Annotated in this window: 18 protein-coding genes; 13 read left to right on the top strand and 5 right to left on the bottom strand. The window is 72.4% G+C overall.

Features of this window, described 5'->3' with window-relative positions; all coding sequences use genetic code 11:
• Window positions 1–96 precede the first annotated feature (96 nt).
• Window positions 97–753, bottom strand: coding sequence for a class I SAM-dependent methyltransferase (locus ACRWNP_RS20740; RefSeq protein WP_431963473.1), 657 nt, complete (start codon window positions 751–753; stop codon window positions 97–99).
• 6 nt (window positions 754–759) lie between these two features.
• Between ACRWNP_RS20740 and ACRWNP_RS20735 the strand changes: the two genes are divergently transcribed.
• The 7 genes from ACRWNP_RS20735 (at window position 760) to ACRWNP_RS20705 (ending at window position 6,834) form a co-directional block, all read left to right on the top strand.
• On the top strand, window positions 760–1,095 hold the full coding sequence (locus tag ACRWNP_RS20735) for a YnfA family protein (protein WP_431963471.1): 336 nt from the start codon (window positions 760–762) through the stop codon (window positions 1,093–1,095).
• Window positions 1,096–1,229: 134 nt separating this feature from the next.
• On the top strand, window positions 1,230–2,000 hold the full coding sequence (locus ACRWNP_RS20730) for an MHYT domain-containing protein (RefSeq protein WP_431963469.1): 771 nt from the start codon (window positions 1,230–1,232) through the stop codon (window positions 1,998–2,000).
• A gap of 119 nt (window positions 2,001–2,119) precedes the next feature.
• Entirely contained in the window at window positions 2,120–4,615 is a 2,496-nt protein-coding gene (locus ACRWNP_RS20725; protein ID WP_431963467.1) for a sensor histidine kinase, read from the top strand.
• Window positions 4,612–5,034, top strand: coding sequence for a roadblock/LC7 domain-containing protein (locus ACRWNP_RS20720; protein WP_431963465.1), 423 nt, complete (start codon window positions 4,612–4,614; stop codon window positions 5,032–5,034). Before ACRWNP_RS20725 ends, ACRWNP_RS20720 begins: the two co-directional genes overlap by 4 nt.
• Before the next feature lie 14 nt (window positions 5,035–5,048).
• On the top strand, window positions 5,049–5,444 hold the full coding sequence (locus ACRWNP_RS20715; RefSeq protein ID WP_431963463.1) for a DUF742 domain-containing protein: 396 nt from the start codon (window positions 5,049–5,051) through the stop codon (window positions 5,442–5,444).
• The gene (locus ACRWNP_RS20710; RefSeq protein ID WP_431963461.1) at window positions 5,425–6,015 is read left to right on the top strand and encodes a GTP-binding protein; all 591 of its coding nucleotides are present in this window, start codon (window positions 5,425–5,427) and stop codon (window positions 6,013–6,015) included. Before ACRWNP_RS20715 ends, ACRWNP_RS20710 begins: the two co-directional genes overlap by 20 nt.
• Before the next feature lie 147 nt (window positions 6,016–6,162).
• On the top strand, window positions 6,163–6,834 hold the full coding sequence (locus ACRWNP_RS20705) for a hypothetical protein (RefSeq protein ID WP_431963459.1): 672 nt from the start codon (window positions 6,163–6,165) through the stop codon (window positions 6,832–6,834).
• 27 nt (window positions 6,835–6,861) lie between these two features.
• Here the strand turns inward: ACRWNP_RS20705 and ACRWNP_RS20700 are convergent, their stop codons facing one another.
• Together ACRWNP_RS20700 and ACRWNP_RS20695 are read right to left on the bottom strand one after the other, a co-directional pair.
• Window positions 6,862–7,290 (bottom strand): PPOX class F420-dependent oxidoreductase, encoded by a 429-nt coding sequence (locus ACRWNP_RS20700; RefSeq protein WP_431963457.1) that lies wholly within the window; start codon window positions 7,288–7,290, stop codon window positions 6,862–6,864.
• 34 nt (window positions 7,291–7,324) lie between these two features.
• Window positions 7,325–8,344, bottom strand: a complete 1,020-nt coding sequence (locus ACRWNP_RS20695; RefSeq protein ID WP_431963453.1) for an alpha/beta fold hydrolase — start codon at window positions 8,342–8,344, stop codon at window positions 7,325–7,327.
• A 239-nt stretch (window positions 8,345–8,583) separates the two neighbouring features.
• On the opposite strand from ACRWNP_RS20695, the gene ACRWNP_RS20690 reads away from it, so the two are divergent.
• From ACRWNP_RS20690 to ACRWNP_RS20670, 5 genes are all read left to right on the top strand, one after another.
• A complete protein-coding gene (locus ACRWNP_RS20690; protein ID WP_431963451.1) occupies window positions 8,584–10,860 on the top strand; it encodes a sensor histidine kinase in 2,277 nt (758 codons plus the stop codon).
• Complete coding sequence (locus ACRWNP_RS20685; RefSeq protein WP_431963449.1) at window positions 10,851–11,261, top strand: roadblock/LC7 domain-containing protein; 411 nt, start codon at window positions 10,851–10,853, stop codon at window positions 11,259–11,261. Before ACRWNP_RS20690 ends, ACRWNP_RS20685 begins: the two co-directional genes overlap by 10 nt.
• A 6-nt stretch (window positions 11,262–11,267) precedes the next feature.
• A complete protein-coding gene (locus ACRWNP_RS20680) occupies window positions 11,268–11,660 on the top strand; it encodes a DUF742 domain-containing protein (RefSeq protein ID WP_431963447.1) in 393 nt (130 codons plus the stop codon).
• A 52-nt stretch (window positions 11,661–11,712) separates the two neighbouring features.
• Window positions 11,713–12,192, top strand: coding sequence for a macro domain-containing protein (locus tag ACRWNP_RS20675; RefSeq protein ID WP_431963445.1), 480 nt, complete (start codon window positions 11,713–11,715; stop codon window positions 12,190–12,192).
• Between the two features lie 96 nt (window positions 12,193–12,288).
• A complete protein-coding gene (locus ACRWNP_RS20670; protein ID WP_431963443.1) occupies window positions 12,289–13,173 on the top strand; it encodes a DUF6397 family protein in 885 nt (294 codons plus the stop codon).
• A gap of 93 nt (window positions 13,174–13,266) precedes the next feature.
• Here the strand turns inward: ACRWNP_RS20670 and ACRWNP_RS20665 are convergent, their stop codons facing one another.
• Together ACRWNP_RS20665 and ACRWNP_RS20660 are read right to left on the bottom strand one after the other, a co-directional pair.
• Entirely contained in the window at window positions 13,267–14,133 is an 867-nt protein-coding gene (locus ACRWNP_RS20665) for an acyl-CoA thioesterase (RefSeq protein ID WP_431963441.1), read from the bottom strand.
• Window positions 14,134–14,170: 37 nt separating this feature from the next.
• Window positions 14,171–16,684, bottom strand: a complete 2,514-nt coding sequence (locus tag ACRWNP_RS20660) for a DEAD/DEAH box helicase (protein ID WP_431963439.1) — start codon at window positions 16,682–16,684, stop codon at window positions 14,171–14,173.
• Between the two features lie 134 nt (window positions 16,685–16,818).
• On the opposite strand from ACRWNP_RS20660, the gene ACRWNP_RS20655 reads away from it, so the two are divergent.
• On the top strand, window positions 16,819–17,610 hold the full coding sequence (locus ACRWNP_RS20655; RefSeq protein WP_431963437.1) for a metal-dependent hydrolase: 792 nt from the start codon (window positions 16,819–16,821) through the stop codon (window positions 17,608–17,610).
• Window positions 17,611–17,674: the final 64 nt, after the last annotated feature.

The following is a 17,674-nucleotide window of genomic DNA, read 5'->3' as shown; positions in this document are numbered from 1 at the left end:
TAAGCGCTGGCGGACCGCTGGTCCCCAGCCAACGTGAGCCAGGAATCCCCGTCCCTTAGGGCAGGGAGGATGTCAAAACATCATGTTCGACAACGCCTACGCCTTCGTCGACGCCATCGCGAGGAACCGCTCGTCGGTGTCGGTGTAGGAGGTCATGGTCCACCCCGAGGACGCCAGCAACGGCCCCAGGCTGGACTTGGCGCGCAGGTCGTCCGGGGTCAGCTCGCGGCCCTGCCGGGCGGCCAGCGCCGCCCGGCCGATCGGGTGGAAGAGCGCCAGCCGGCCGCCGGGCCGGGTGACCCGGGCCAGCTCCCGCAGACAGGCCCGGGGGTCCGGCAGGTGACCGATCAGTCCCGCGGCGAAAACGGCGTCCAGGGTGGCGTCGCGCAGCGGCAGCCGGGCGCAGTCGGCCAGCAGCAGGGCGCCGTGCTCCCCGCGCCCGGCCCGTACCGCGGCGGCCAGCATCTCGGGCGTCAGGTCGGCGCCCACGACCGTCCCGCAAGCCCCCACGGCCGCGCGCAGGAAGGGCAGCGCCCGGCCCGTGCCGCACCCCGCGTCGAGGACCGCCTGGCCCTCCGCAAGGCCCAGTTCGGCCACAGCGGCGCGATAGGCGGGGGCGTCGTCGGGGTAGCGGGTCTCCCAGTCGGCGGCGCGGGCGGCGAAGAACGCGCGGATCTGCGCGGGGTCGGTGTGCACGACGGTCCACCTCCGGTTCGGGGCGCGCGCCGGGGCGCACGGGACGCGGGGCATCATGGTCGCATGATCCCGTTCCGTTCCGTCGCCTTGTTCCTGCTCGCCGCGGTGCTGGAGATCGGCGGCGCCTGGCTGGTCTGGCAGGGCCTGCGCGAGCACCGCGGATGGGTCTGGATCGGGGCCGGCGTCATCGCCCTGGGCTTGTACGGGTGTGTCGCCACCCTGCAGCCGGATGCCGAGTTCGGCCGCATCCTCGCCGCCTACGGCGGGGTGTTCATCGCGGGCTCCCTCGCGTGGGGCATGGTGGCGGACGGTTACCGGCCCGACCGCTACGACGTGCTGGGCGCCCTGGTCTGCCTGGTGGGCGTGGGGATCACCATGTATGCGCCACGCAGCGGCTGAAACACGCTCCCCTTGTGCAGGTTCGTGCCGCGGGCGATCGTCGGGGACCGCATCCGGAAAGCACGTTGTCAAATAAGGCAGGGTTTCGACATGGCCCGAGCGCGCGGCCACCCCCGCACTAGCGTCCCGGGGCCATGGGACACATCGACCACGCCGCCTTCGGCTGGCTGACCCCGCTGCTTTCGTACGCCATGGCGTGCGTCGGTGCCGCGCTCGGACTGCGCTGCACCGTCCGGGCCCTGGCTGCGACCGGCCGTTCCCGGCGCAACTGGCTGATCACCGCCGCGAGCGCTCTCGGCACCGGCATCTGGACGATGCACTTCGTCGCCATGCTCGGTTTCCGCGTCACCGGCACCGAGATCCGCTACAGCGTTCCCCTGACCGTCCTCAGCCTGGCCGTGGCCATGGTCGTCGTCGGCCTCGGCGTCTTCACCGTGGGGTACGGCCAGGGCCGCCTCCGGGCCCTGGCGATCGGCGGCCTCACCACGGGTGTCGGCGTGGCCAGCATGCACTACCTGGGCATGGCCGCGGTACGCCTGCACGGCGCGGTGTCCTACGAACCGTGGCTCGTGGCGCTGTCCGTCGGCATCGCCTGGGCCGCCGCGACCGCCGCCCTGTGGGCCGCGCTCACCATCCACCGCCCCGTGGTGGTCGCCGGCGCCTCCCTGGTGATGGGCGCGGCGGTCAGCAGCATGCACTACACGGGGATGCTCGCCGTGCACGTCAGGGTCAGGCCCTCGACGGACGCGCTATCCGGCGCTGGCGCGACCGCGTTCCTCTTTCCCCTCATCGTCGGTCTCGGCTCCTACCTCTTCCTCACCTCCGCTTTCGTCGCGCTCTCCCCGACGACGAGGGAGCGCATCGCCTCCGCGACCGCCCAGCGCATCGGCGAGGGCGCCCTGTGACGCCGCCACGGGGCCGCAGAGCCCACGCGGGGCCCCCCGCGGAAGAGGTGTCCCCGCACGCGACCGACGGCGGACGGGACGGCGGGACCAGGTCCCGGCTGAGCCTGCGCCCGAGGAGCGTGCGCGCGAAGATCGTGTCCCTGCTCATGGTGCCCGTCGTCTCCCTGATGGCGCTGTGGGCCTTCGCCGCCGTCACCACGGCCCAGGACATCTCCGGGCGGCTGCGTGCCCAGCGCATCGCAGAAACGATCCGCGAGCCGGTCGCCGACACCGTGACCACCCTGCAGGCGGAACGCCGTGCCGCCACCGGCTACCTGGCCCGGCCCACCACCGAGGCAGCCGCCGAACTGAACAGGCGCGCCGGGGCCACCGACCGCGCCGTCGCCCTGCTGCAACTGGGCGGCGGCCACACCGTCGCCGACGGCACCGGGCTGCCGGGCACCGCGGCCGTGCGGGTCCGCACCTTCGTCGGCGACCTGGAGCGTCTGCGCAGGCTCCGGCCCGGCATCGCCAAGGGAGCGGCCGACTGGCGCCGGACGTACCGCGCCTACACCGACGCCGTGACCGACGGGTTCGCGATCGGCAGCACCCTTGCCACGTCCCGCGGCGAGCGCGCCGCCCTCGAGATCGGCCGCGCCGCGGAACAACTGTCCCGCGAGGACGCCCTGCTCGCGGCGGCCGCCCTCACCCGTGGCCTCCCCACGGACCGCTACCGCGACCTGAGCGGCGCCGTCACCGCCCGCCGCGTCCTGCTCGCGGGCTCCGCGGCCGACCTCGGCGGCGACAGCCGCAGCACCTGGGAGCGGCTGGCTCGTTCCATCGCGTACACCGACCTCGAGGCCATGGAGGACGCCGTCCTCGACGCCGGCCCCGGCAAGGCGGCCGTGGACGGCGTGAGCCCCGCCTCCTGGGACCGGGCCGCCGGACAGGTGCTGTCCGGTCTGGAGAAGGTCGCCACGACCGCCGCGCCCGCCGACCGGCCCGTCACACAGGGCCTGTTGAGCACCTCGGGGATCGCCGTCCTGCTCGGCCTCCTCGCCGTCGTCGCGTCCCTGCTCATCTCCGTACGGATCGGCCGCGGTCTCGTCGTCGAACTCGTCGGCCTGCGCAACACCGCGCTCGAACTGGCCCGCCGCAAACTTCCCCGCGCCATGCGACGGCTCCGCGCCGGCGAGGAGATCGACCTCGGCAAGGAGGCACCCCTCGGCAGGCACGGCGCCGACGAGATCGGCCAGGTCGCCGGGGCCCTGGCCACCGTGCAGCGCGCCGCGCTGCAGGCCGCCGCGGAACGCGCCGAACTGGTCAACGGTGTCTCCGGCGTCTTCGTCAACCTCGCCCGCCGCAGCCAGGTCCTGGTGCACCGTCAGCTCGCGCTGCTCGACAGCATGGAACGGCGCACCGAGGACCCGGGCGAGCTGGAGGACCTGTTCAAGCTGGACCACCTCACGACCCGCATGCGGCGGCACGCCGAGGGTCTGATCATCCTGTCCGGCGCCGCTCCCGGCCGCGCCTGGAGCAAGCCCGTGCCCCTCACCAATGTGGTGCGTGCCGCCGTCGCCGAGGTCGAGGACTATGCCCGTGTCGAGGTCCGACGACTCCCCGTCGCCGCGGTCGTCGGCTCCGCGGTCGCCGACCTCACCCATCTGATCGCCGAACTCGTCGAGAACGCGACCCAGTTCTCCCCGCCGCACACCAAGGTGCGCGTCTACGGCGAACAGGTCGGCAACGGCTACGCCCTGGAGATCGAGGACCGCGGGCTCGGCATGGGCAAGGAGGCCATGACCGAGGCCAACCGGCGCATCGCGCAGACCCAGGCGCTCGACCTTTTCGACAGCGACCGGCTCGGCCTCTTCGTCGTCAGCCGGCTCGCCCGGCGGCACGACGTGAGGGTCTCCCTGCGCTCCTCCGCGTACGGCGGCACCACCGCCGTCGTCCTGCTGCCCACCGCCGTGCTCGACATGAGGGCACCAGAAGCCCGCGCCCCACGAGGCGCGGGGACGAGAGGCGCGGCGTCCGGCCCGCACGGACCCCGCCAGGGGTTCACGGAGGTACCGCCCCCGGCGGCCGCCTCCCCGCGCGGCGACGGCGACGGGCCGCCGCGCCCCGCCGCGCCCCGGCCCGTTCGTCTGCCGGAGCCGGCGACGGCCCCCGTGCCCGCCCCCGATCCCGCGCCCACCCCGGCCCGCGGCGGGGCGCCCACTCCCGCGCCCGTCGGCGCCCCTGGGGCCGCTCCCGCCGCCGGTGGCGGACTCCCGCGCCGCGTCCGCCGTGCGAGCCTCGCCCCACAGCTCCTGGAACCACGCGCACCCGAACGCGCCCCCATGCCGCAGGACACGGGGCACGACGTACCCGAACGGACGGCGGAGCAGGCGCGCTCGACGATGGCAGCCTTCCGTCGCGGCTGGGTCCGCGGCGGCGGTGCCGGAGCCCGTGACGCCGCCGACGGGGAACCGACCGGGCCGCGCCCCCTGCGGTCCGCACCGCAGCCCGGAGGCGTCCGGCCCGGTCCCGATGGGTCAGGCCACGACGACGGCTCGGACACGACGCCCGAGGACGGCGAGCAGGGCCACGCCCGCACCTCGGACCCGGCATCCCGCGAAGGAGAGCATGGATGATCGACGCATCGAACCGGTCCGGTGAACTGGACTGGCTGCTGGACGACCTCACCGACCGGGTGGACAACGTCCGTCACGCCGTGGTCCTGTCGGGCGACGGCCTGGCCGTGGGCTCCTCACGCGGCCTGACCCGGGAGGACGCCGAGCACCTGGCGGCCGTCGCCTCGGGCTTCCACAGCCTCGCCAAGGGCGCCGGACGCCACTTCGCCGCCGGCGAGGTCCGGCAGACCATGGTCGAACTCGACCACGGCTTCCTCTTCGTGGCGGCCGCGGGCGAGGGCTCGTGCCTCGCGGTGTTCACCGGCGCGGGAGCCGACGTCGGCCTGATCGCCTACGAGATGGCCCGCCTGGTCAAGCGCGTGGGCGAGCACCTGCACACCCCGCCGCGTCTCGGCGCCGCAGGCCCGGCCGCCGGCTGACCGGCGCACAGGTGATGAACGGCGGGCACCCGCGCGGGCCGGACGGCCACTGGTACGACGACGCGGCCGGACCCCTGGTGCGCCCGTACGCCATGACCGGCGGCCGCACCCGGCCCGGGACGGCGGTCGCCGCCCTGGACCTGATCGCCCTGGTGCTCGCCGAACCCGGCGCCACCGACGATCCCACACTCGGACCCGAGCACACCGCGCTGCTCGCGTTGTGCCGGGACGAGCCCCTGTCGGTCGCCGAGCTGGCAGCCGACGCCGACCTGCCGTTGGGCGTCGTACGCGTCCTCCTCGGCGACCTCCTGACGCTCGGCAGCGTACGGGTGAGCACTCCCGTACCGCCGGCGCAGCTACCTGACGAGCGCATCCTGCGAGAGGTGATCAATGGACTCCGGGCACTCTGAGACGCCGGTCATGGCCCTGAAGATCCTCATCGCGGGGGGCTTCGGGGTCGGCAAGACCACCATGGTGGGCGCGGTGAGCGAGATCCGGCCGCTGCGCACCGAGGAGCAACTGACCGAGGCCGGGCGCCATGTGGACGACATCGGCGGAGTCGAGCGGAAGTCCACCACCACCGTGGCGATGGACTTCGGCAGGATCACCGTCAGGGCCGGTCTCTCGCTCTACCTGTTCGGCACCCCCGGCCAGGACCGCTTCTGGTTCCTGTGGGACGAGCTGTCACAAGGGGCGCTCGGCGCGGTCGTGCTCGCCGACACCCGCCGCCTTGAGGACTGCTTTCCGGCCGTGGACTTCTTCGAGCACCGTAAGATCCCCTTCGCCGTCGCCGTCAACCGCTTCCCCGGCGCGCTGGAGCACCGCCCGGAGGACGTCTCGCGTGCCCTCGACCTGCAGGACGGCACCCCCGTCGTCCTGTGCGACGCGCGGGACCGCGCATCGGGCAAGGAGGTGTTGATCGCCCTCGTCGAGCACGCCGGGCGGATGCACGCGGCACGCCTTCTGGAGTCGGTGCGCTGACGCTCCGTGCAGGGGCGGGGCACCCTAGCAGAACGGTGCCGCGGAAAAAGGAATTCACAGTGCATTGAGAGGCAGCCGAACCGGATGCGTACAGGTGGCCAGACGGGGCGCACGGGCCCCGACGCCCCTACCGCGCAAGGAGTCCAGATGCACAAGCGGATCGGTGCCGCAGTCGCCGGAACGGCCGCTGCCCTCCTGCTCGTCACCGCCTGCGGCGGGTCGAACGGCTACAACCAGGCCGGCAGCGTGGCGCCGGCGGCCCAGCAGCAGGACGCGGCCCAGTCGCCCACCTCGCAGCCCGGCTCCGGGTCCTCCTCGAGCGGTTACGGGTACGACAGCGAGACCTCCGCCGACCCCTCCTCGGGCACCGGTGACGGATACGCCGGTGGTGCGGACGACATCTCCGACAGCGGCAGCGCGGACGCCGCCTCCGACAAGAAGTGGCCCATCCTGTCCGTCGTCAACGACGCCAAGCTCGGCGACATCCTCGTCGATTTCAAGGGCCGTACCCTGTACCGCTTCGACAAGGACACCGACTGGCCGATGGTGTCCAACTGCACCGGCGAGTGCCTCAAGAAGTGGCCGGCGGCCAAGCCCGTCACCAAGGCGCAGGCCGAGGCCGCCGGTCTCAACCCCAAGCTCGTCAGCACCTACACCCGTCCGGACGGCACCAAGCAGCTGTCGTACAACTGCTGGCCCGTCTACTGGTACGTCGGCGACACCAAGCCCGGTGACACCAACGGCCACGCCGTGGGCGGCACCTGGTGGGCCATGGGCGCCAACGGCAAGAAGGCCAACGGCGGCAAGCCGATCCGCTGACCCGGGCAGGGGCGGGGCCCGCGACGCTCAGTCCGCCACACCGGACTCGGCGAGCACCTTGTCGATCCGCACCCGCACCAGGAGTTCGCCGGGCACCCCATTGCGCGCCCCGAACTCCTCGGCGACGTCCTCGCCCATGTAGCGGGCGGCGATCCGGGTGGCCCACTCCCGCAAGGGACCGGGCTCCTCGCTCACCTCCGCCCGTCCCCGCAGGACCACGTACGCGAACGGCGGCCGGTCATCGTCCACGCACAGGGCGACCCGGCCGTCGCGCGCGATGTTGCGGCCCTTGACCGTGTCCTTGCCCGTGTTGAACACGATGTCGTCGCCGTCCAGCAGGAACCAGACGGGTGCCACATGGGGCGTGCCGTCCGCCCGCGTGGTCGCCAGCTTCCCCGTCCGCGTGCCGGCGGAGACGAAGGCCCGCCACTCTTCCTCGGTCATCCTGTGTCCCATGCCCCCATCCTGCCCCGGACGGCGGCCGGTGGCCTCAGGACCCACTGGAGGGGTGCTGCGGCTCGGCCTCCTGGTAGAGCGGTACGTCCATCCGGCCGCGCCGCAGCAGCCGGCGCCAGAGCACCGGGTCGTACTCCTGCGGCGTGGTGGTGGCGAGGAAGTCCTCCAGTACGTCGACGAAACGCCCGGGCGCGTCATGATGCGGGAAATGCCCGGCGTCCTTGAACAACTCCAGCCGGCTGCCCGGCATCGCGGTGTGCGCCCTCCGCGCGTGGCGCACCGGGATCACCCCGTCGTGCTCACCCCACATGATGAGGGTCGGCAGGCCCGCCGTCAGATAACTGCGGTCCATCATCGTGATGACCTGCCCCCGCACATCGACTCCGGCACGCAGGGTGCGCAGGAAGGCCTGACGCGTCATGGAGCTGTCCAGCATGAGGTAGCGCTCCAGGACGTAGTCGAAGTCGTGGCGGCCGAGCCCCAGCCCGCCGGTGGCCCGCAGCAGCGGTGCCAGCAGCCGCAGAGCCCTGCGCACGGGCGGCGAGGTGGCCAGTGGCAGCGTCACCTCGGAACCCGGGCCCGCGGCCAGCCGCAGCAGCGGGTGCACCTCCGGCCCCAGGCCGCCGCCGCCCACGATCACCAGGCGTTCGCACCGCTCCGGGAACTGGTAGGCGAACTGCATCGCGACACCCGCCCCGAGCGAGTGGCCCACGACCGACACCCGGTCGACGTCGAGCACGCCCAGCAGGTCGCGCATGCCGCAGGCGTAGGCCGCCACCGCGTAGTCGGCGCGGGGCCGCTCGCTGTCGCCGTGTCCCAGCAGATCGGGCGCGATGACCGTGTGCCGGCGCCCCAGCCGGGGCAGTATGTGCGCCCACGTCGCCGACGAGTCGCCGAGACCGTGGATCAGCAGCAGCGGCGGCCCGCTGCCGCCGAGCCGGAACGCGCGCCGGTAGCCGTGGATGTCGCGATGGACCAGAGGAACGCCCTGCGAACCGTCCTCCGCGTCCGGGGCGAGAGGGTGGACCCGGCGCACGACCTGTCCCCGTTCCATGCGTCCAGCGTGCGACAGCGGGGTTTCCCCCGCAATGCCGCGCCGTTAGCACGGCGTGAACGCGCTTGCGCGGGTGTGGGCGTGCGGTGGCAGGATACGTCGCCTCCCAGGGTCCCGCACCCCGGGGGCCCTTGGGGAAAGGGATTGTGAGATGTCACAGTCGACACCACCAAAGGGGTGTTCGTGGGTCAGACTGTGCCCCTCCCCATCGAACCCATGGTCGACCGAGGACCTCACGCATGCGCCTGCGCCCCCGCACCATCCGCACGCAACTCGTGGTACTTCTTCTGGTGCCGCTGATCTCGCTGGCGGGTCTGTGGACATACAGCACCGCGACCTCGGTGCGCGGGGCCTTCGCCCTCATGGGGATCGCCGACACCTACCGCTACTACGGAACCCCCGCGGACGACCTCGGACGGGCCCTGCAGGTCGAGCGGCGCGTCGCCGTCGCCTATGTGGCGTCCGACGGCGCCGACGGCGGGGACGAACTGGAGCGCCTCGAGCGCACCACCGACCGGCTGCTCGCGGTCGTCCGCGACCACGCGCGCGATCAGGCGCAGGGCACCGAACTGGACCTCGCACAGCGCCGGCGGATCACGGAGCTGATCACCGCGGCGAAGGACCTGGAGCCGCTGCGTGAGGACGTCCGGCAGCGCGATGTCGGCTGGTCGATGACGCTCCACCGCTATTCGGCTGTGATCGACCCCATCTTCCGGCTCCGGGGCTCTCTTGCCGCGCTCCAGAGCGGCGAGGTCGCCCGGCAGGGCGGGTTCGTCATCGACCTTGCACGCGCCAGGGAGTTGCTGTCCCGCGAGGACGCCATGCTCACCGCCGCACAGGTCGGTCCGGCCATGACGTCGAGTCAGTACCGTGAGTTCATCGGGACCATCGACGGGCGCAAGCTGCTGCACTCCATCGTCGACCCCGAGCTGACCAAGGCCGCCAAGGAGCGGCTCGACGAGTTCGAGGGCGGCAGCGTCGCCTGGACGCTGGACTCCATGGAGACCGCGGCCCGTTCGGCGGGCGCCAAGGACGTCGGACTCGTCGTCTCCCAGGACCGCTGGCGGCAGAACGCCGACCGGGCGCTGGCCGAACTGAGCGACATCAACCTGGACGCCGCCCGTGAGGTCGGCGAGCAAGCGCGCACCGACGGCATGGACGTGCTCGTGCGGACCGGTGCGGTCAGCCTCGCCGGACTGTTCCTGGTCGTCCTGTCGGTGGTCGTCTCCCTGCTCATCGGACGCGGCATCGCCCGCCGGCTCACCCTGCTGCGCAACCAGGCCCTGGAGCTGTCCGGAATGCGCCTGCCCGAAGTGCTCCGCAGGCTGCGCGCGGGTGAGGAACTCGACAACGAGGCGGTCGCCCGTGCCGCACCTGACCTGCGTTTCGGCGCCGACGAGATCGGCCAGGTCGGCCGGGCCTTCAACAACGCGCAGCGCGCCGCCGTCCAGGCGGCCGTCGACCAGGAGAAGCTGCGCCGCGGCGTCTCCGCCGTCTTCACCAACCTGGCCCGCCGTAGCCAGGTGCTGCTGCACCGTCAGCTGACATTGCTCGACGCCATGGAACGCCGCTCCGGTGACCCGGCGGATCTGGACGACCTCTTCCGCGTCGACCACATCGCCGTCCGCATGCGCCGGCACGCCGAGGGCCTGCTGATCCTCTCCGGCAACGCACCGGGCCGCGCCTGGCGCCGCCCGGTCCGGCTCGCGGAGGTGGCACGCGCCGCGGTCGGCGAGGTCGAGCACTACCAGCGGGTCACCGTCCGGCGCATGCCCCGGGTGGCGCTGACCGGCCCCGCGGTCGCCGACGTAGTGCACCTGCTGGCGGAACTCATCGACAACGCCACGGCGTTCTCGCCACCCGACACCAAGGTCGAGGTGCGTGGGGAGGTCGTCGCCGGCGGCTACGTCCTGGAGGTCGAGGACCGCGGCCTGGGCATGAGCACCGAGCGGCTCGCCGCGGCCAACAACGAACTCGGCGAGGCCGGGGCCGGGACGGAACTCCCCGAGACCGACCGCCTGGGCCTGTTCACCGTCGGGCGGCTCGCCGCGCGGCAGGGAGTGCGCGTCACCCTGCGCCGAGGGCGGTTCGACGGCACGGTGGCGGTGGTGTTCATACCGCAGTCGGTGCTCGTGGACGCCTCGGGCGACGATGTCGAGACCGGGGAGCACGTGCTCCGTCCACGGGCCGTACCCGAACCGCCGGGGCCGGACCGCGCGGACGCGGCGCCGCGCACACCGAGGCCGCGGCGGGGACCGACCCGGCCGCGCGAGGAAGGCCGCACGGTGACGGGGTTGCCGAAGCGGCAGCGGCAGGCCAGTCTCGTAGCGCAACTGAGGGACGAGGGAGTGCACCAGAGCCCGGCGAAGACGTCCGGTGGGGGAGACGAAAGGGAACGATCTCCGGAAGAGGCTCGTTCCACCATCACGGCGTTCGCCCGCGGCCTGGCCCGCGGCAGGGACGCCGCAGCACCGCAAGGAACTGCGGAGTCAGGGGAGATCGGGGGATGGCGGTGAGCAATGGACTCACGTGGCTGATGGACGATCTGACAGAGCGGGTGCCGCACGTCAGGCACGCGCTTGTGCTCTCCGGCGACGGTCTGGTGACCGGGGCGAGCACCAGTTTGGACCGTGCCACGGCCGAGCACCTGGCCGCCGTCTCGTCCGGGTTCCACAGCCTCGCCAAAGGCGCTGGGCGGCACTTCGACGCGGGCGGTGTGCGCCAGACGATGGTCGAGTTCGACGACGGCTTCCTGTTCGTCACGGCCGCGGGCGAGGGCAGCTGCCTCTCGGTGCTCAGTGGTGTGCAGGCCGATGTCGGGCAGATCGCCTACGAGATGACCCTCATGGTCCACCGGGTCGGTGAACACCTCGGTGTCACGCCGCGCCGGCACGACGCGGCGGCACCGGGGGAGTGATGAAGCATGAACCCGAGCCCGCCGGGAGACGAGGGCGCGCTCTGGTATGACGACGAGGCCGGTCCGATGGTGCGCGCCTACACCATCACCGGTGGCCGCACCCGGCCGGACTCCGACGGTGACGTCGACCTGATCGCCGTCATGGTCCCGGCCGCCGGCGCGGCCTCGGACGACGACCTCGACGAGGAGCACCTGGCCCTCCTGGATCTGTGCCGTGACGGCCCGCTCACCGTGGCCGAACTGGCCGCGGACGCCGATCTCGCGCTCGGCGTCGTCCGGGTGCTGCTCGGCGACCTCCTTCGGGGCGGCCATCTGCGCGCCATCCGGCCCGTGCCTCCGGCCGACCTGCCCGACGTGGGGCTGCTCAAGGACGTCATCAACGGCCTGCGCGCCCTGTGAGCCGGGCTGTCGCCCTGGCGGCGCTGTCGGAGCTTAGGCGTACGGTGATCACATGGAGGGGATCACGTACGTCCGGGGGGACGCCACCGCGCCGCAGGGCAAGGGTGTCAAGCTGATCGTCCACGTCTGCAACGACCTGGGCGGCTGGGGCAAGGGATTCGTGGTCGCGCTCTCCCGCCGCTGGCCCGAGCCCGAGGCCGCGTACCGGCGATGGCACCGCGAGCGCGCCGGCAACGACTTCGCCCTGGGCGCGGTCCAGTTCGTCCGGGTCGGTGAGCGGGTCTGGGTGGCCAATCTCGTGGGCCAGCACGGCATCCGCAGGGGCAGCAAGGGCGTGCCCGTACGGTACGAGGCGATCGACGCGGGGCTGGACCTGGTGGCGCGAAGGGCCGCGGAGCTGGACGCGTCCGTGCACATGCCGCGCATCGGGTGCGGGCTCGCGGGCGGGCGGTGGGAGCGGGTCGCGCCGTCGATCGAGGAGCGGCTCGTGCGCCGCGGGATCTCCGTGACCGTGTACGACAACGGGGCGTGACGCGGAGTTATCCACAGGCCCGGGCGGATGTCGCCGCGAGGACCTATTGTCGTGACTGTCAGTGATGGATCGCTACGGAAGGTCAGGGGGAGTGGCATGGCTGTCAAGGAGACCGCCGTCCGGGAGGCGCTCGGCATGCAGCGCGCCCGGGAGGAACTGTGTCTGGAGTCGGCGGAGTTCGAGGTCGCGCTGCAGACCGGCGAGGTGCGCACGGCACCGGCCGTCGGCGGACGTCGGCGCGTCGTGCGGGAGGACGTGGACCGCCTGCGCGCCGAGGAGGGCTTTCCCGACCGCCTGCGCGCGCGGCTGGAACTGGTCGGCAGCATCGAGGGCGCGGCGCTGATCGGGATCAGCCGGGAACGCTTCACCCGGCTCGCCAGAGGCGGTTTCCTCCGCCCGGTCCGCTGGTACGTCAACCGCTACCGCGCCGTTGTGTGGCTCTATCTCGCCGAAGATGTGCGGCGGTTCGCCCGGTCCCATCCGGCGCTGCTGGAGGGCCGGCTGCCGGCCGAGTTGCGCGACGCCCTCGACGAGGGCGAGGATCACCGCGCCCGCGGCTGGCGGGCCCGCCGCATCGAGGAACTGGTGCGCGACGCGGAGGACGCCTGGGGCGAGGCGGCCGCCTGGTCCGCCCTGCTGGGCCCGGCAGCGGCCGCCGACGCGGTGCCGGACCCTCGCGAACGGGCCTATCTGCGCCGGCTGTGCCCGGCGATTCCACCGGGAAGCACGGGTTCGTACGCGACACGTGAGCTGATCGAGGCCCAGACCGTGGCCTCCGACCCGGACGAGATCACCTTCGCCCAGGTCTCGCTCACCGACGCGCTGCTCAGGGCCCGCACCACCCGCCCCGCGCCGCACCCCGAGCGCGGCACCCCGGCCGCCACCGCTGTCGCGCCGATCGCCCCACCACCTCCTGCCGCACCCCCGCCGCCCTCCGCGGCGCCGCGCAGCCGCTGGCGACGCCTCCTCCGACTGGACTGACCGTGCCGGGCCTCACAGGGCGCGTCCGCATGCGCTGAGGCCCGGGCGGCGGGAGGGGGACCCGGCCCCGCCCGGCACCGCCGGCCACGACCTTCAGCCGCCGTGCTTCCGGAACAGCCCCTCCTGGACCACGGAGACCAGCAGCCGGCCCTCGCGGTCGTAGATGCGCCCGCGGGCCAGGCCGCGCGCGCCGGTCGCGACGGGGGACTCCTGGTCGTACAGGAACCACTCGTCGGTGCGGAACGGCCGGTGGAACCACATCGCGTGGTCCAGCGAGGCCATGTCGAAGCCGCGTGGCCCCCACAGCGGTTCCACCGGTACGCGCACGGCGTCCAGCAGCATCATGTCGCTGGCGTACGTGAGGGCGCAGGTGTGCACCAGCGGGTCGTCGCCGAGCGGGCCCACCGCGCGCATCCAGACCGCGCTGCGCGGCTCGGCGCCCTCGATCTCCTCGGCGGTCCAGCGCAGGCGGTCCACGTAGCGGATGTCGAACGGCTGCCGTCGCGCCATCCGCTCGAGCTGCTCGGGCAGTTCGCCGAGGTGCTCACGGAGCTCGTCGCTCAGCTTCGGCAGGCTCTCCGGGGCCGGGACCTCGCGCATCGGCAACTGGTGCTCGAACCCGGGCTCCGGCACATGGAAGGAGGCGGTCAGGTTGAAGATCGTCCGGCCCTGCTGCACCGCGACCACACGCCGCGTCGTGAAGGAGCGGCCGTCGCGGATCCGCTCCACCTGGTACACGATCGGCACCCCGGGACGCCCCGGGCGCAGGAAGTACGCGTGCAGGGAGTGCACCGGACGGCTGCCGTCCGTCGTGCGCCCGGCCGCGACCAGCGCCTGGCCCGCCACCTGTCCGCCGAACACCCGCTGGAGGCGTTCCTGGGGGCTCCGCCCGCGGAAGATGTCCTCCTCGATCCGTTCCAGGTCGAGGAGGTCCACCAGCCGCTCGGCCGGGTTGGTCATCGGGTGCGCTCCTTCGTGCGGGGCGTGGTTGTCGCCGTCACAGCGCGCCCACGGACGTCACCTTGACCACCGCGCGGCCCTCCTCGTCGGAGGCGGCGAGGTCGATGTCGGCGGAGATGCCCCAGTCGTGGTCGCCTTCGGGGTCCGCGAAGGTCTGGCGGACCTTCCACAGCCCCTCCGCGGGGCGCTCCTCGATCTGCAGCAGCTTCGGGCCGCGCGCGTCGGGGCCGGTGCCCAGGTCCTCGTACTCGTCCCAGTAGGCATCCATGGCCTCGGACCAGGCATCCGCGTCCCAGCCGGAGCCGGCGTCCATCTCGCCGAGTTCGCCGAACCGATCCAGCGCGGCGAGCTCCACCCGGCGGAACATGGCGTTGCGCACCAGGACCCGGAAGGCACGGGCGTTGGCCGTGACCGGCTTGACCTGGTCGGCCCGCTCCTGCGCCTCCTCGGCCGTCATCTCCTCGGGGTTGGCGAGCTGCTCCCACTCGTCCAGCAGGCTGGAGTCGACCTGGCGGACCAGCTCGCCGAGCCAGGCGATGAGGTCCTGCAGGTCCTCGGACTTCAGGTCGTCGGGGACGGTGTGCTCCAGCGCCTTGTACGCGCCCGCCAGGTAGCGCAGCACGATGCCCTCGGTCCTGGCCAGTTCGTAGTGCGAGACGAACTCGGAGAAGGTCATCGCCCGTTCGTACATGTCGCGTACGACCGCCTTGGGCGACAGCGGGTGGTCGCCGACCCACGGGTGGCTCTTGCGGTAGACGCCGTAGGCATGCGACAGCACCTCCTCCAGCGGCTTGGGGTAGGAGACGTCCTGGAGCCGCTCCATCCGCTCCTCGTACTCCACTCCGTCGGCCTTCATCGCCGCGACGGCCTCACCGCGCGCCTTGTTCTCCTGGGCGGCGAGAATCTGCCGGGGGTCGTCGAGCGTCGACTCGATCACCGACAGCATGTCCAGCGCGTAGGAGGGGGACTCCGGGTCCAGCAGCTCGAACGCGGCCAGCGCGAAGGTGGACAGCGGCTGGTTGAGCGCGAAGTCCTGCTGCAGGTCCACCGTCAGCCGGACGATGCGCCCCTCCTCGTCGGGCTCGTCCAGCCGCTCCACGACCCCACCCGCCAGCAGCGAACGGTAGATGGCGATGGCCCGCCGGATGTGCCGCAGCTGGGATCTGCGGTCCTCATGGTTGTCCTCCAGCAGCCGCCGCATCGCGTCGAAGGCGTTGCCGGGGCGGGCGATGACCGACAGCAGCATCGCGTGGGTGACCCGGAACCGGGAGGTGAGCGGTTCGGGGTCGGAGGCGATGAGCTTCTCGAAGGTGTTCTCCGTCCACGCCACGAAGCCCTCGGGCGCCTTCTTGCGCACCACCTTGCGGCGCTTCTTGGGGTCGTCGCCGGCCTTCGCGAGGGCCTTCTCGTTCTCGATCACGTGCTCCGGCGCCTGGGCCACCACGAAGCCGGAGGTGTCGAACCCGGCGCGTCCGGCGCGACCCGCGATCTGGTGGAACTCACGCGAGCGCAGCACGCGCACGCGATTGCCGTCGTACTTGGTGAGGGCGGTGAAGAGCACGGTCCGGATCGGCACGTTGACGCCGACGCCGAGGGTGTCCGTGCCGCAGATGACCTTCAGCAGTCCCGCCTGCGCCAGCTTCTCCACCAGGCGCCGGTACTTGGGCAGCATGCCGGCGTGGTGCACCCCGATGCCGTGCCGGACGAAGCGCGACAGGTTGCGGCCGAACGTCGTGGTGAAGCGGAAGTTGCCGATGAGCTCCGCGATGGCGTCCTTCTCGGCGCGCGTGCACATGTTGATGCTCATCAGCGCCTGCGCTCGTTCCACGGCGGCAGCCTGCGTGAAGTGCACGATGTAGACGGGGGCCTGGCGGGTCTCCAGCAGCTCGGTCAGCGTCTCGGTGAGCGGGGTGAGCCGGTACTCGTACGACAGTGGCACCGGCCGCGTCGCCGAGCGCACGACGGCCGTGGGCCGGCCGGTGCGGCGGGTGAGGTCCTTCTCGAAGCGCGTGACGTCGCCGAGCGTCGCCGACATCAGCAGGAACTGCGCCTGCGGCAGCTCCAGCAGCGGGATCTGCCAGGCCCAGCCGCGGTCGGGCTCGGCGTAGAAGTGGAACTCGTCCATGACGACCTGGCCGATGTCGGCGTCCTTGCCGTCCCGGAGCGCTATCGACGCCAGCACCTCGGCCGTGCAGCAGATGACGGGTGCGTCCGGGTTGACGGAGGCGTCGCCGGTGAGCATGCCGACGTTCTCGGTGCCGAAGAGCTTGCACAGGTCGAAGAACTTCTCCGACACCAGCGCCTTGATCGGCGCGGTGTAGAAGGTGACCTCGTCCCGGGCCAGCGCCGCGAAGTGCGCACCGGCCGCGACGAGGCTCTTCCCCGAGCCGGTGGGGGTCGACAGGATGACGTTCGCCCCCGACACCACCTCGATCAGCGCCTCTTCCTGGGCGGGGTAGAGGGTGATGCCCCGGCCCTCCGCCCAGGACGAGAAGGCCTCGAAGAGGGTGTCGGGGTCGGGCTCGGCAGGCAGCTGATCGATGAGGGTCACACCACCATCTTGCCTGTCCCAGGGACCAGGGGATGAACCGGCGGTACGGAGGAAGATCGACCGGCGGTATGGTGTGCCGTCGATTATGCGTCAACTCCGCTTTCGGGGCGGGGTGAAAGGGCGGGGCACACACCATGATGGGACCGGCACATTCCCTCTCCGGAGCGGCGGCGTGGCTGTCGGTGGGAGCAGTCTCCGCGGGACTCGGTCATCCGATGCCGTGGCCGACCATCGTGGTCGGGGCGCTGATCTGCGCCGGCGCGGCTCTCGCCCCCGACCTGGACCACAAGGCGGCGACGATCTCGCGGGCCTTCGGCCCCATATCGCGCGGGCTGTGCGAGATCATCGACAAGCTCTCCTACGCCACCTACAAGAAGACCCGGAAGCCCGGCGACCCCGTGCGCCAGGGCGGACACCGCACCCTCACCCACACCTGGCTGTGGGCGGTCCTGATGGGTGCCGCCGCCTCCGGCCTGGCCCTGGCGGGCGGCCGGTGGGCGGTACTCGTCATCCTCTTCGTGCACGCGGTACTGGCCGTCGAGGGGCTGCTGTGGCGGCAGGCCCGGGTCTCCAGCGACATCCTGGTCTGGCTGCTCGGGGCGACCAGCGCATGGGTGCTTGCGGACGCCCTGGACAGCACCGAGAGCGGCAAGGCCTGGCTGTTCACCGATCCCGGCCAGCACTACCTGTGGATCGGCATCCCCATCGTGCTGGGCTCCATCGTGCACTGCATCGGCGACGCCCTGACCGTGTCCGGCTGCCCGGTGCTGTGGCCCATCCCGATCGGGCGCAGGCGCTGGTACCCGCTCGGGACGCCGAAGTTCATGCGCTTCCGCGCCGGTAGCAAGGTCGAGGTCAAGGTGCTGACGCCGGTCTTCTTCGTGATCGGCGGCGTGGGCGCGGCCGGGGCCCTGTTCTTCGGCTGAGAGCCCCTGCCACGCCGCACTGCCATGCCACGCCGCAGCGCCATGCCGTGACGCGGCGCCGTGC

It is taken from the genome of Actinacidiphila sp. bgisy160, assembly GCF_965342435.1.
Lineage (GTDB): Bacteria > Actinomycetota > Actinomycetes > Streptomycetales > Streptomycetaceae > Actinacidiphila.
This window is presented reverse-complemented; position numbering and strand designations above follow the sequence as displayed.

Coding starts and splice junctions, on each gene's coding strand:
- ACRWNP_RS20740 (WP_431963473.1), bottom strand. CDS start 753: ATGATGCCCCGCGTCCCGTGCGCCCCGGCGCGCGCCCCGAACCGGAGG.
- ACRWNP_RS20735 (WP_431963471.1), top strand. CDS start 760: ATGATCCCGTTCCGTTCCGTCGCCTTGTTCCTGCTCGCCGCGGTGCTG.
- ACRWNP_RS20730 (WP_431963469.1), top strand. CDS start 1,230: ATGGGACACATCGACCACGCCGCCTTCGGCTGGCTGACCCCGCTGCTT.
- ACRWNP_RS20720 (WP_431963465.1), top strand. CDS start 4,612: ATGATCGACGCATCGAACCGGTCCGGTGAACTGGACTGGCTGCTGGAC.
- ACRWNP_RS20715 (WP_431963463.1), top strand. CDS start 5,049: ATGAACGGCGGGCACCCGCGCGGGCCGGACGGCCACTGGTACGACGAC.
- ACRWNP_RS20710 (WP_431963461.1), top strand. CDS start 5,425: ATGGACTCCGGGCACTCTGAGACGCCGGTCATGGCCCTGAAGATCCTC.
- ACRWNP_RS20705 (WP_431963459.1), top strand. CDS start 6,163: ATGCACAAGCGGATCGGTGCCGCAGTCGCCGGAACGGCCGCTGCCCTC.
- ACRWNP_RS20700 (WP_431963457.1), bottom strand. CDS start 7,290: ATGGGACACAGGATGACCGAGGAAGAGTGGCGGGCCTTCGTCTCCGCC.
- ACRWNP_RS20695 (WP_431963453.1), bottom strand. CDS start 8,344: ATGGAACGGGGACAGGTCGTGCGCCGGGTCCACCCTCTCGCCCCGGAC.
- ACRWNP_RS20690 (WP_431963451.1), top strand. CDS start 8,584: ATGCGCCTGCGCCCCCGCACCATCCGCACGCAACTCGTGGTACTTCTT.
- ACRWNP_RS20685 (WP_431963449.1), top strand. CDS start 10,851: ATGGCGGTGAGCAATGGACTCACGTGGCTGATGGACGATCTGACAGAG.
- ACRWNP_RS20680 (WP_431963447.1), top strand. CDS start 11,268: ATGAACCCGAGCCCGCCGGGAGACGAGGGCGCGCTCTGGTATGACGAC.
- ACRWNP_RS20675 (WP_431963445.1), top strand. CDS start 11,713: ATGGAGGGGATCACGTACGTCCGGGGGGACGCCACCGCGCCGCAGGGC.
- ACRWNP_RS20670 (WP_431963443.1), top strand. CDS start 12,289: ATGGCTGTCAAGGAGACCGCCGTCCGGGAGGCGCTCGGCATGCAGCGC.
- ACRWNP_RS20665 (WP_431963441.1), bottom strand. CDS start 14,133: ATGACCAACCCGGCCGAGCGGCTGGTGGACCTCCTCGACCTGGAACGG.
- ACRWNP_RS20655 (WP_431963437.1), top strand. CDS start 16,819: ATGATGGGACCGGCACATTCCCTCTCCGGAGCGGCGGCGTGGCTGTCG.